Source organism: Candidatus Uhrbacteria bacterium CG10_big_fil_rev_8_21_14_0_10_50_16 (genome assembly GCA_002774875.1).
GTDB lineage: Bacteria > Patescibacteriota > Patescibacteriia > UBA9934 > UBA11717 > UBA11717.
Genome location: PCYM01000010.1, coordinates 58,052 through 70,781 on the forward strand (window position 1 = coordinate 58,052; position 12,730 = coordinate 70,781).

The 12,730-nt window shown below is 51.2% G+C and carries 11 protein-coding genes; 10 read left to right on the forward strand and 1 reads right to left on the reverse strand.

Features of this window, described 5'->3' with window-relative positions; genetic code table 11:
• Positions 1 to 81: 81 nt before the first annotated feature.
• Complete coding sequence (locus COV06_04335; GenBank protein ID PIR47283.1) at positions 82 to 801, reverse strand: hypothetical protein; 720 nt, start codon at positions 799 to 801, stop codon at positions 82 to 84.
• A gap of 135 nt (positions 802 to 936) precedes the next feature.
• Between COV06_04335 and COV06_04340 the strand changes: the two genes are divergently transcribed.
• The 10 genes from COV06_04340 (at position 937) to COV06_04385 (ending at position 12,406) form a co-directional block, all read left to right on the forward strand.
• Positions 937 to 1,251: a hypothetical protein gene (locus tag COV06_04340; GenBank protein ID PIR47284.1), complete on the forward strand. Its 315-nt coding sequence runs from the start codon at positions 937 to 939 to the stop codon at positions 1,249 to 1,251.
• A 183-nt stretch (positions 1,252 to 1,434) separates the two neighbouring features.
• Entirely contained in the window at positions 1,435 to 1,896 is a 462-nt protein-coding gene (locus COV06_04345; GenBank protein ID PIR47285.1) for a hypothetical protein, read from the forward strand.
• On the forward strand, positions 1,793 to 3,034 hold the full coding sequence (locus tag COV06_04350; protein PIR47286.1) for a hypothetical protein: 1,242 nt from the start codon (positions 1,793 to 1,795) through the stop codon (positions 3,032 to 3,034). Before COV06_04345 ends, COV06_04350 begins: the two co-directional genes overlap by 104 nt.
• A 111-nt stretch (positions 3,035 to 3,145) precedes the next feature.
• Entirely contained in the window at positions 3,146 to 5,920 is a 2,775-nt protein-coding gene (locus COV06_04355; GenBank protein PIR47287.1) for a hypothetical protein, read from the forward strand.
• Positions 5,921 to 5,922: 2 nt separating this feature from the next.
• Entirely contained in the window at positions 5,923 to 7,872 is a 1,950-nt protein-coding gene (locus COV06_04360; GenBank protein ID PIR47288.1) for a hypothetical protein, read from the forward strand.
• 65 nt (positions 7,873 to 7,937) lie between these two features.
• The gene (locus COV06_04365; GenBank protein PIR47289.1) at positions 7,938 to 8,390 is read left to right on the forward strand and encodes a hypothetical protein; all 453 of its coding nucleotides are present in this window, start codon (positions 7,938 to 7,940) and stop codon (positions 8,388 to 8,390) included.
• 2 nt (positions 8,391 to 8,392) lie between these two features.
• Complete coding sequence (locus COV06_04370; protein PIR47290.1) at positions 8,393 to 9,088, forward strand: hypothetical protein; 696 nt, start codon at positions 8,393 to 8,395, stop codon at positions 9,086 to 9,088.
• The gene (locus COV06_04375; protein PIR47291.1) at positions 9,078 to 11,135 is read left to right on the forward strand and encodes a conjugal transfer protein TraC; all 2,058 of its coding nucleotides are present in this window, start codon (positions 9,078 to 9,080) and stop codon (positions 11,133 to 11,135) included. Before COV06_04370 ends, COV06_04375 begins: the two co-directional genes overlap by 11 nt.
• Positions 11,136 to 11,153: 18 nt before the next feature.
• A complete protein-coding gene (locus COV06_04380; protein PIR47292.1) occupies positions 11,154 to 11,720 on the forward strand; it encodes a hypothetical protein in 567 nt (188 codons plus the stop codon).
• Positions 11,711 to 12,406 carry a hypothetical protein gene (locus COV06_04385; protein ID PIR47293.1) on the forward strand — a complete coding sequence of 232 codons (696 nt, stop codon included), beginning with the start codon at positions 11,711 to 11,713 and terminating at the stop codon, positions 12,404 to 12,406. The genes COV06_04380 and COV06_04385 overlap by 10 nt, the downstream gene beginning before the upstream one ends.
• Positions 12,407 to 12,730: the final 324 nt, after the last annotated feature.

Sequence of the window (12,730 nt, forward strand, 5' to 3'; positions counted from 1 at the left end):
AAAGGTCTATTTTGCCTAGAAAAAAGGACACCCGCCACGTACAGGAGGTACGGGCGGGGTCGTGAGGGTTGAACGGAGCGATCAGAGGCGATCGCAGTGGATGTTGAGTTGATCACCGAGATCGTAGGTGATGGCACCTTCGATCTCGGTGTAGCTCTCGTCGAACGTGGCATCGAGGCGTCCCTGCCCATCCACGATGGCCACCAATTCGCGGTTGAAGAGCACTCCACCCACCTGGCCGGTGATCTCTTGACCATCTTCGGTCTGAAGAAAGACGGTGCTGTGGGACGGCCCGAAGGCGCAGTCCCACGCCCATCCGGCGTAGGGGGTGTCGATCGTGGGGACGTTGAGCATCCCTCCGTCCCGAACGCTGAACTCGATGGTCTCCGGCTGGTTGAACATCTCCGCCCAGCGAGGGTTGTTGTAGGTCACAACCTCCGCCTTGCCGTGGGCTACGGTCACCTCACACGGCGGGCGGGCCCAGGGGGCGTCGCGGGGATCGATCCCGGGGGGGATGACCTCGATCTCGTACGGACCTCCCTCCTGGAGGGTGACCGTGTGATCCACGGCATGGCCGTCGATCTCGAGGTCGAACGCGTCCGGACGGCCGATGTCGACCGTGACCGTGACGTCGCCGCTGATGACCGTGTCGTCGTCGTCCCCGGGGAGCAGGGACGGGTCGCAACCGGTGAACAGGACGCTGCCGAGCAGCGCCGCGATGAGCATGGAACGCATGGCGTTCTCCTTTGCCCCGAAGGGCGGCATTTGCCGCGCTGTAGGGCGCTGCTGTGAGGGCTGCATCTAACGGATTTATTCCCGCCAGACACTGCTTCCTACCTATAAGCTAGCATATATTTTGAAAATTGTCAATAAAGACCCTCAACAAGGGCTTTCTCTCTTTAAAATAGCATTGCCGGTTTTACGCCAACGTTAGCCGTGTTTTTGAAAGGGTTCTACACAGGTTATCCACAGGTCAGTGTCGATGGGTGTCGACAAAAAAGAGTAGAGAACCCGCCTTACTGGGTTGATCGTAAAAAAGGACGCGTGCAAAACCTGTCGACGTGGATCGACAAAAACACGTCCAATTACCCCCAGAATCCCCGATTGACGGAACAAAACGACTCTGTTGATATGGACGTGTTGACGCAAACAAACGACAACCCGGTGAAGCAAATCAACCGTTTGAATCACTTGCTTGTAGGTGTGTTTGCGCGCGACGTGTACGGATCGGGGGGCGTCTTAAGCGCTTGAGGCGCGCAATGTGATCTTTGCCTCTGGGTGGCTCTGGGTTTGGGGAGGCCTGTAACCGCTCAGGGCGACGGTCACATACCGTTGGAGGGTTTTATCATGATGCAGAGAACAATTTTGTGTGCGGTTTTGGTGCTGTGTTGCCAGTGTACGGAGACGAATGAGCCTGGGTATGCCTATACGCCCATGTTCACAATTCCATTTAGTCGAGAGGAAACACTCTCCGTGAGTTCGTCTACACCTTGGCAGATGGAGCTGGAGGCAGATGTAGCCACGGATGTCGTGGCACCGCAACACGGCAAGGTGATTGAGGTTCGGGTGGGTTCTATTACCATTCGTCATTGGGACGCGAGTGCAGTTCTGGTGGTGGATGACGTGTGGGAGCCTCTGGTGTTGGTGGGTGATCGCCTGTGTGCAGGAGATGTGATCGGTCATTCCCGACGTGCGCGGGTTCGTGCATTTTGGGATGAGAAGGAGATGACGGATCAGCAAGACATTTCCATGGTTCGTTTGGTGCGAGATCACGTGGTGATCAACGGTTCCGATGTGTCTGCAGGGGACAGAGTCTATAGTGCTCTTTCCTTGGCGCAGGACGAACGAGATTCAGATGTCGATCGGGCACGGTGTCCGTATCGAGATGGAGAGTAAGATGAGAAATCGAGCAATGATGTGTGTAGTGATGGTTCTGACGGCATGCAACTTTGGACCCAGCGACTCGGAGACGGGTGACATGGGTGGTGGTGCGCCGGTAGTGGATGGTCGTCCCACGTTGCATATGCCGTTTCCAGTTGGGACGGCCTGGCGCTGCACACAGGGCGCCAACGGGTCGTGGTCGCATCGGTACAACTCCACACGGTACGACGTGGACTTTGACACGCCCAACCCGCCGAGTCCGGTGACCAAGATCTACGCGCCGGTGGACGGTGTGGCGTACGTGCACAACGACCAGACCGGATTCGGTCTGCACGTGAACGTGGATCATGGCGATGGCACCTACAGCGTTCTGGGGCACATGTCGCAGACGTTGGTGGAAGATGACAGTTGGGTGAGTGCCGGACAGCCCTTGGGTCTGGACGGCTGCACGGGCAACTGCACCGGAGATCATGTCCACCTGGGCGTGCACACGGGTGATGCCTCGCGTCCGGCGGGCGAAGGATCGTCCATCCCGTTCAACGTGTTTGCGGTGGACAGTAACGTGAGCATTACGCCCACGGCGCACAACACGAGTAACATGGTGTGCGGTCTCACGCAGGGACACTTCTACGAGAGCCAGTTGCCCGCGTGGTCGGACAACCAGACCGACGACTCGGATGTACCTACACCGCCGGACGAGGAAGACCCGACGCCATCGGATGCAGGTGACTCCGCGGACGACGATTCGGACGCAGCTGATGACGATTCGGACGCCGTAGACGACCCTGGTTCGCCGGACCCCAACCCGTCTACGGGGCTTATTGAGCTCTGCTGGCTGCCCACCGGTCTTGTGAATCCGCACGACGGTGAGCTCTGGGTTTGGGACGGTGGATGGCAGACGGTCAACATGGTCGCGGGCGGCTTTGTGCAGCTCTGCGGCACGGTGACGGCGGACCCTGGTGACGTGTTGTTGATCAACGGGGAATTTGAGGCGGCCAACGTGCTGTCCAACCCCTGGTGGATCTGCAGCAACTGGGGTGCTGCCGGTGGCATGGTGGTGCATGGGACGTTCTTCGTGAACGGCATCGCACTCCCGGCCACGGGTGTGGATAACGGTGTCAACGGTTGCAATACGCGACTGATGGTGCCCTAACGTAGCACTTGGTACGATCGATTTTGTTCGGTCGTGCCAAGCTTCAATTTGTGGATAGCCGGCTCACATCTCTTAGCGGTGCGTGCTATACTGGAGCTAATTACAAGGCACATGCTTAATTGGTTTCAACGTTCTAAACAAGTAATTCTGCGCGTTACAACATCCCTCTCTGTTGTTGCGTTGTTTCTGTTTGTAGCACCGTCTGTTCACGCGGGTAGTTTATCCGATGCGTGGAATGATCCAGGATTATTTCTGGCACGCATGATTGCCTATCTCATTGATAATTTGGGAGAGGTTATTGCGAGTCTCGCGACGTTGGAGCTCAAGATTCTGCAACCGATTTTGCAGTACAGCGATTTTATTAGCCACCCTGTTGTAGTAATGGGATGGGAGATTGTGCGGAACCTTACAAATACGGCGCTCATTGTCTTTATGTTGATCATTGCTTTTGGCACCATGTTTGGGGTCAAAAAGGTTAACTGGCAACAACAGATTCCAAAGTTACTAATTGCCGCCATTGCCATAAACTACAGCCGCATCATTACAGGTTTGTTCATTGATATTGGTCAGGTAGTGATGAATGCATTCGTCAACGCACTCCAACAGGTAGGATTTGCCAACTTTTTTGAGATGCTCAAAATTCGAGAGGCCTACCAGCTTTCAGACCATCCTACGGGATTGGCAGAAGCGGGTACAGCGTTGACGTTATTGGGAACATCAATTTTTGCGCTCGTTCAAATTATTATTGTTGTGATTGTGTTGGGTGTAATGATTGCTGTTTTGTTGTACCGCGTTGTGGTTCTGTGGGTACTGATTGTGTTGTCGCCGGCCGCCTTTGGGGCGCGTGCAGCCGATGGGATGCTTTCCAAGGCGGGAAATTATTACAGTGAATGGTGGGGTAAACTCACGGCGGCGGTGATGATTGGGCCGATTTTGGCGTTTTTTTTGTGGTTGTCTTTGGCGGCAACGGGAGCGAGCGATAAAGGATTGGCGGCAAACTTCGACACGTCTCTTGCAGAAGAAAACCAAGGAATTATCCAAAATAAGTCTTCTAATACATCGCATTTACTCGCGTATGTGATTGGTATTGCGCTTTTGCTTGCTGGATTGGAGATGGCAAGTGGTACGGCGGGGCAGTTGGGAGGGTTCGCGGCCAAGGCGGTGAGCACCGGGTCCGGGTGGTCCAAAAAATTCGCCGCGGCACCTGTGTCGCTTGCGGGTGCGGCAACGGCCAAGACCGCACGTTTTGGTGGGCGGCAAGTCAAAAAAGTCGGTCGTTCCGGGGTTGAGTTGGCAACAGATCAAGTAAAGGGTCGAACGGCCGATTTTCGTCAATACACGCGTAAACGACTGGATCGTTTTGCCGATCGCTCTATTTTGGGTGGTGGTCTTGTAGGGGGAGCTATCGGACGACGCGCACGGGGAGTTTCTAGAAAAATGGGTAGTATGGACGATGCAGATCGTAAACGCTTTCAGCAAGAAGAAGCCGGGTTTGGAGCAGACCTTTCCTTGGAGGAAAGTATGCGTTATCTGGAGGAAAACAGAGATTCAGGAAGTGCGCGCACACAAGCGCGAGTGGCACAACTACGTGGTTCTGTTGCATCTAACAAGGATCACATGAACACATTGCTTCAGGGTACGCCGGCACAGGCTGGACAGGCACGCCAAATGGTCAAAGATTCCATGCAACACTTTAAGGACACGGGTGATGATGCTTCTGTAAAGAAACTTGAGGATCGCATGAAGCAAGATTTGCGTCTTGGCAATGTAGATGCAAGTGGTATGAGTAGCGCCATGGAGAAGATGACAGACCGAGAGCTAAAAGGTCTATCAGAAGACAACTTTTCCGATGCAAACTTCCGTCAGGCAATGGCAAGTTCCGGTATGTTAAATCGATTCTTTGGTGGTACAGCGGACGAAAATGCGCGCAATCAGCAAGGATACTCTCGTTCCTTTATTCAGGGAGCGACGCGCGCAAATGCAAACCGGGCCCTGGACGGAGCGGAGACAACGCGTAATCAGGATGAACAAGACAGAATTGCCGCATTGGCACCGGCCGCTGCACGTGAGATTCCGCAACAGAGCAACAATACAGCGCATCGTCTTATGAATGCCCATTCTGCAGGAACGATGGGCAATACATTGTCTGCCGGTCTTAATTTGCAGGATATTGATCTTGCAGAAATGCGTGCTGCGGGCGGAGGAACACTAGACCCTGTATTTGAAAATAGACTTATCGATGCAATACATGAGGCAATGACATCCAGTAAGTCCGTTCCAATGGTTCAAGGATTGATGGAGGCAAGCCGCAACGCGGGTGCACCGCAGGAGCAGGCGCGTGCTCGGGAAATGATTAACTTTATGAGTGGAGCAAACGTTGCAGGATTGGACATTGGAACAGAAATTGATGCCGATGTTGCTAGCGGTGCTATTACCGGTGGTTCAGCGAGTGCTGTTCGTGCCCATCGAGCATTGCGAAACGGAGCTGTAGGATTTGGAGACATGGATCAATACGGTTTTGATGCTGCACGTCCACCCGCTAACCAGTTTGGTAATGAAACAAATCGTCGCGAGTTTAGAACTGCGATTGCAACCAATCCATCCATCATTACAAACATTAACAACCGTATAACGGCAAACGGTGGGAATAATGACGTAGCTCGATCTGTAGCGCAGACCTTTGACAAACAAGCGCTTAATGGATTGCTAGAGAGTTTTGAAAAGGCGCGTGGAGGTCCACAAGAGGAAATGTATCGAGGAATTATTCAACAGGTTGGACAGGTGTTACAAAACCAGAGCCAGCTCATTGCCGAGGGCGATGAGATTTACGATCAAGTACAGCAAGCACAGCAACACTTTAGAACGCGTATTCGTACGCAACTATAACTATGCCGCAATTGTCAGAGAGAACGTTCCTCTATCGGTTTTTGCCCGATGAGATTCGAGCATTCTTTTTGGCATCTGGGTTTGAGGATATTGAAGCGATTGCAAAGGTCTACGGACTGTCTCAAGACGCAATAGACACCTTGGACACCATTCAACAGGAGGTTTTATTTGGGTATGAGCCGGTCGACAAGGTGCGTAACCTCATTCAAGATCGACTTAAGTTCGATGAAAAACTTGCTACACGCGTGGCGTTAGATTTGATCGAGAAGCGCTTTTTGCCGATTGATTCGTATCTCGGCTCCACGGCATACAGGGTTTTTTCTAGTCTTGGGGGTAATGTAACGGTGGTCAATATTAAACGCATCGACGCATCTGGCGGTACAGTCGTGGATGTTCGTCGAAGCATGACGGAATATCTCGCAGAGCAAGCGGTTAAAGCCGCCAATCCACCTGCGGCTGCGCCTGTTATTGAGGCGCCGGCAGCTATTCAACCTACACCGGTTCTTCAAACTCCCAAGCCCGTTGTTGAGCCTGTTGTGCAGAAGGCAGATCAGCCCACGGTAAAACCGACTGTTCAGAAAATGACGGAGCCTGTTAAAGAACAAAAGATCGGATCAAAATCTGTCGCTGCACCGATCGTAAAACCATTCGTCGAACAACAATCTTCGCCAAAACCTGTCGAGAAGGTGTCCGTTGTTTTGCCACCTGTAGAATCGGATGAGGTAAAAACGGTAAAAGCATTTGATAAAAAATTAGATCGCCTAGACCCTGTTCGTAAGGGAGAAAAAGGGAAGGAGACGGGCGTGGTGAATGCGCCACTGGATCCGTCGCATGAGTTAGCTCCACCGCCCCCGGTGCTTGTAACAACGTTGGATCAACCTAAAACGCGTAAAATTGCTGCGTTCTTTTCGCGTAAACCCAAAACGGGAATTAAACCTGAGCCGATTGTTTCATCGAAGCCAGAGCCAGTTGTCCCAAAGAAACAGGCGCCCATCTCCTCTGCTCCCGTAAAAGCGACGGAGTCCATTATGCGTGCTCCTGCCAAGGAGATTGTGGCAAAGGTAACCCCGGTCAAGCGTTCCCATGCGTTTCCCGAGGTGGAGGAAGAGGCAGAAGTCGCCAAGATGATGAAAAGTCTCGGCAGAGGGTCGCAGGTGCCGCCAAGCTTGGAGAACAGTAAAATTGATGAGGTACAACGTAAACTTTCTTTGTCGTTTCCGTCGGCGGAACTCGACAAGCGATTTCGTGTGCTTGTGGGGTCACGATTGTCTGGGGTACGAACAGGTACGGCGTTCGCATCTGCGCTAGCGCGACCAATTGTCCAAGGGGGACTTGGATTTGATACACACACCGTGGAGCGTGTGTTGGATACCGTGGAAGGACATTTGGAATCGTCTCATTCCTCTGCAACCACAAAACTTGCGGAGGAAAAAGCTGCCTATGTTGCCACGAGGACCGAGCAATACAAAACAGACACGCAAACACCTCCAGTACCGGAGACTGCGCCTGTAAAGACCTCTTTTACATCGACCGCGCCAAAAACACGCGCCGTGTTGTCGCAATCAACGGTTAAAGCAGGAAGGACGGCCTCTGGCAAGCAGCCGGTTGTGGACGTGCAATACAAGCGTCGTCTTGTGGGTCCTGTGGAGGAGCTTCAGAGGATGAATCTGGAGGATTTTAGGCGGTTACCAGGGGACGCAACGGAGGTGTTGGAAAATATTCGCGAGGATATTCATGCGATGTCTCGGCGAGATCCTGCCTTGTATATTCAAGGCGTGGAGGCGTGGCGGTCTAGCCCGCTTGTTGGGTTGTATCGCAAGCTAATGAGTACGGCGCTGCAACAAGGTGTTGCGATTGAATCCATTTTGTCTGACAAGCACCTTAATCCCGGTGTTATTACACTTGAGGAACTCAACGCAATTCGTTCGTTCAATGCTTCTCTGCGTTATTAACTGTTGACAAAAATACGTGCACCGTTTCTGTCACGCGTCTTACACTAATCTGTTATACTGTACCCATGGCTGGAGAGTCAGAACAATTCGTGATCCCGCAGTTTATAGATGTGGAAAGCAAGATTATCGGTCCGATTACGGTCCGACAGTTTACGCTTATCATGGCATCAGGGCTTGTGGGAGCGATTATCTACAAGCTGTTTGATTTTAGCTTGTTTTTACTGATTGTTATTCCACAAGCTATCGTAACGCTCCTGTTTGCCTTCGTAAAAATTAACGGTCAAGGATTGCATTATGTGGCGCTGAATTGGATTCAAACACTGCGTCGCCCCTCGTTGCGTGTATGGAATAAAAATAGAACAGACGCGGATCTCAAGGCGAAGATTTTTAAAAAGGAACCTCCCCCTCCACCACCGTCATTCACAAAACCCTCGTTGCATGGATCGCGATTGCGAGACCTATCGCTCGTGGTCAATACGGGTGGCGTATATATTCCTGATGATGAGAAAACAACCTAGGTATGGCCTCAAAACAGAAACAAACAAGCGATCCAAAGCGACCCACCACGCAACGATACCTGGATATTCAGGAAATTCGTGACGATATTGTTGCATTAAAAGACGGAACTGTTCGCGCGGTTATTTTGGTGTCGAGTATCAACTTTGCCCTCAAGTCGACCGACGAGCAGCAGGCGGTGATTCAGGCGTATATGCAGTTTTTGAATGGGCTTGATTATCCACTGCAAGTAGTGATTCAATCACGAAAAATGCGCATCGACGATTATGTGGCTCGTATGCGGGAGGCAAGTGCCGATCTCAAGAATGAGCTCCTTAGAACACAAACGGACGATTATATTTCCTTTATCCAGGAGCTTGTGGCGGGGAACGACATTATGAGTAAACGGTTCTATATTATTGTGCCTTACGATCCGTTTACTAACAAGAAGCGGAATTTTTGGACGCGAGCCGGAGAGGCATTGGCGCCAGGGTCGCGTATCCGGTTGAGTGAGAAACAGTTTGTGGAACGACAACATGAATTGGAACAACGTGTAGCGCAGGCGTTGGGAAGTCTCAATAGTATGGGCTTGTCTGGTGCGCGGTTGGATACACAGAGTTTGATTGAGATGTATTACAATTCGTATAACCCGGTTACCTCACAAGCACAACCGCTCGCGGATGTAAGTAAGTTAGATATCGACACGTCGTATGGCTTTTGAACAACAAATTGAATCGTTCGAGCAGTCGAGTCGGAAGAAGGCAAAAACGGAAAAGGGACCTGCGCACCCACAGGCACCAAAAAAGCTCAATCCAAAACAGGAGCAGCAGCAACAGCAACGCCGCGAACAAGACAGTGTACGGCAGCTCCTTGAGGAAGAACGCGTGTACCAGCGTGGCGTCATCTCTATTCGTGACCTCATCGCACCGTCTTCCTTTGACGTCAACTCGAGCTATCTAAAAATCGCGGACGTGTACATGCGCACGCTCTTTATTGTTGCTTATCCTCGGTATGTGGGTGTTGGTTGGGCAGCCCCTGTGATTAACCTTAACTGGACGTTGGACATCTCGATGTTCTTTTACCCAATCGAGGCCAAGGTTATTTTAAAACAGTTGCAAAAGAAGGCCGGAGAGGTGGAAGCACAGCTTTCTACGGATCAACAAAAAGGAAAGCCTCGGGACCCGTTGCGAGAGACGGCATTGCGAGATATAGAAGGTTTGCGCGATTCGCTCACCCAGGGGGTAGAGCACTTCTTCCAATTTGCGTTTTACGTGACAATCTATGCAAAAGACAAAGAGGAACTTGATCGCGTGAGTGACGATATCGATTCACTCTTTGGATCAAAACTCATCCATACAAAACGTGGATACTACCAGTCGGAGCAGGGATTCAACTCGACGATTCCTTTAGGCAACGACGAACTTCAGATTACGTTTAACATGAGCACAAGCCCGATTGCGTCGAGTTTCCCCTTTATCTCTTCTGAGTTGACGAGCGACAATGGAATTTTATACGGCATTAATCGTCATAATAACAGTTTAATCTTGTTTGATCGGTTTAGTTTGCAAAATGCTAACGGTGTAGTGTTTGCAACCTCTGGAGCCGGAAAAAGTTACGCCGTGAAGTTGGAAATTATCCGTTCCATGATGTTGGGTGTGGAGGTGATTGTTATTGACCCGGAAATGGAATACAAAACACTGTCGGATGCAGTTGGAGGAACTTACGTCAACGTATCGCTCTCGTCGGAAAGTAAGATCAACCCATTCGATTTGCCGCGTGCGATTACCGTGGATCAAGCGGTGGATGATATTATTCGATCAGCGGTTATTACGGCAAAGGGTTTGCTGCGGATTATGATGGGAACGCCGCAAGGACAGGCGGGAAAGGTTGGCTTTACACCAGAGGAAGATGCTTTGCTGGATCGGGGCATCTTGGAGGCGTATGCAAAGAAGGATATTACCGCGCACAGTGATTTGGCGACGGTGGATCCACCAACCATGAAGGATCTGCAAGAGGTCTTGGAGGGTATGACGGGTGCCGAACAATTGGTAGAGCGGCTCAAGAAGTACACACTTGGAACCTTCGCTGGATTGTTTAACTCGCCAACAACGGTAGAAACGGATAATCAACTGGTCATTTTTTCTGTGCGAGATTTGGAGGACGAGTTGCGGCCAATGGCGATTTACAACATTATTACTTACATTTGGAACGTTGTACGATCCACACGCAAAAAACGTTTGCTCGTGATTGATGAGGCCTGGTGGTTGATGCAGCACGAGGACTCCGCGCGATTCATTTTTGCACTCGTTAAACGTGGCCGTAAGTACTACTTGGGCGTGCAGACCATTACGCAGGATGTAAACGACTTTTTACGATCGCCCTACGGACAGGCTATTGTGACTAACTCCAGTATGCAGTTGCTCATGAAGCAATCACCGGCGTCTGCCGACTTGGTGCAGAGCACGTTTAATCTGACGGATGCAGAAAAATACTTGCTTTTAGAGGCAGGAATTGGACAAGGGATCTTCTTTGCAGGTAACAAACACGCGGCAATTCAGGTGGTAGCAAGTTATGCCGAAGACAAACTGGTGACCACAAACCCACAACAGCTTTTGGAGCTGGAGGCACAGCGACGACAGTTTGAGCAGGAACTCGCATCGGAGCAGGCATCACAGCAGGGCATTGTAGATGAAGAAGTAGCAAAAAAAGAACTAGAAGAAACAATTGCAGATGAGGGGGAGGGGCTCGTGGATAGTCTCGCAAGCTAATCGACGCACATAATTTGTATGATGATCACACCAGAACAACGACGAAACGGCATTATCGGTATTATTATTTTGTGTTTATTGGCAATCCTACTTGTTTGGTTCTTCTTGTTCCGATCGCCTGCGGAGACACCGGTGGAGCTGGATCCTGGAGCTGTTCCAACGGCAAACGTAAAGGACAATACAACGACCCCCTCTGTTGCACCGCTTATAAGTCCGGACACGGCAAATGCAAAAACGGTTACGCGGAATTTTGCGGAGCGATTTGGGACTTATTCAACAGACGTGCCGTTTACCAACATCGAAGAAGTAAGAGAGCTTGCAACACCCGAGTATTTTGCGCAATTGCAGAGTCAGGTATTTACGTTGCCTGAGGGAACGGAATATCAGGGTCGTACCACACGCGCGATTTCTACAGAGCAGACGAGTGGGAGTGAGACGAGTGGAGTTATGACGTTTTCTGTGACGGTACAACATGAAATCACCACCGGGAATCGCTTAAATGCAGAATTACAGTATCAAACTGCACAGGTCGCAGTGGAAAAACGAGGATCTGTGTGGCTTGTTAGTAGCTTCACATGGCAGTAGGATTGTTTAAAACATTGAAAGACACAATCTTCCCCCTGAGCTGTGTTGGTTGCCAGCGCGACGGTGAGCTGTTATGCACTGTATGTCGTGCTGGTTTTGTTTTTAGAAACACACAGCATTGCCCCGTTTGTGAAGCGCCAACTGTGTATGGCTCTACATGTGCGGAACATGTGGGAGGTGATTTGGATGGTGTGGTTGCGCTTGGGTGGTATGCAAACCCGCAATTACAAACGCTGATTCGTCAGTGGAAGTATGGGTATGTGCGCGAGGCAGAGCCGGTGATTGAGAGATTGGTTTCCGTCTGGATGAATCAAACCCAGCAACTACCCACGGGGGAGTGGGTAGTTGTGCCGGTGCCGTTACACCCGATTCGAGAGCGTCAGCGGGGATTTAATCAGGCGAGTATTTTAAGCCGTATGGTATCCGATGAGCTCGGGATTCCGATGGATACTTTGATTCTTATACGAACACGACATGTCCTTAAGGCTCAAGCGAAGATGGAAGACAAAACCAAACGTGCAGCTAATCATTTGGACCATTTCCGTGTAGACGGGCAGGCGCCGCGCCAGGTTATCTTGGTCGACGACGTCTATACAACGGGCAAGACCATGCAGGCCTGTGCGCGTGTCCTTAAACGCGCAGGCGCTCAGACTGTTTGGGGGTGTGTTCTTGCGCGTGGGGATTGACGAAGAGAAGATTGTCTGCTGGCGTGCGCGTAGAGGTGTCATGAAGATACTCATGTTGATTGGTTTGTTGGTTGTGTGCGTGCCGTGAAAGGTGCAGAGCCGCCCACGCCTGATACTGCCATCATTCGCACTATAAGCGTTAAGGTGCTCCCTCAAGAGGTCCGTCTGGACCTTCTTATTTTTTACGAGAGAGTGGGATTCGCCCTCGTGTCAATTTTCTGCAGAAAATTATATTCGAGTCCAGGCCTCGCGATGCGTCGTGCTCGTCGCATATCGCTCCGGCCGTTCGAATCCGTCGCACATGCCCTGTGGCATGTGCTCCAC

What these genes read in the sequence shown, in the direction of transcription:
- COV06_04350 (PIR47286.1), top strand. Translation starts at nt 1,793, where the DNA reads ATGTGTCTGCAGGGGACAGAGTCTATAGTGCTCTTTCCTTGGCGCAGG.
- COV06_04365 (PIR47289.1), top strand. Translation starts at nt 7,938, where the DNA reads ATGGCTGGAGAGTCAGAACAATTCGTGATCCCGCAGTTTATAGATGTG.
- COV06_04370 (PIR47290.1), top strand. Translation starts at nt 8,393, where the DNA reads ATGGCCTCAAAACAGAAACAAACAAGCGATCCAAAGCGACCCACCACG.
- COV06_04385 (PIR47293.1), top strand. Translation starts at nt 11,711, where the DNA reads ATGGCAGTAGGATTGTTTAAAACATTGAAAGACACAATCTTCCCCCTG.
- COV06_04360 (PIR47288.1), top strand. Translation starts at nt 5,923, where the DNA reads ATGCCGCAATTGTCAGAGAGAACGTTCCTCTATCGGTTTTTGCCCGAT.
- COV06_04375 (PIR47291.1), top strand. Translation starts at nt 9,078, where the DNA reads ATGGCTTTTGAACAACAAATTGAATCGTTCGAGCAGTCGAGTCGGAAG.
- COV06_04335 (PIR47283.1), bottom strand. Translation starts at nt 801, where the DNA reads ATGCAGCCCTCACAGCAGCGCCCTACAGCGCGGCAAATGCCGCCCTTC.
- COV06_04345 (PIR47285.1), top strand. Translation starts at nt 1,435, where the DNA reads ATGTTCACAATTCCATTTAGTCGAGAGGAAACACTCTCCGTGAGTTCG.
- COV06_04355 (PIR47287.1), top strand. Translation starts at nt 3,146, where the DNA reads ATGCTTAATTGGTTTCAACGTTCTAAACAAGTAATTCTGCGCGTTACA.
- COV06_04380 (PIR47292.1), top strand. Translation starts at nt 11,154, where the DNA reads ATGATGATCACACCAGAACAACGACGAAACGGCATTATCGGTATTATT.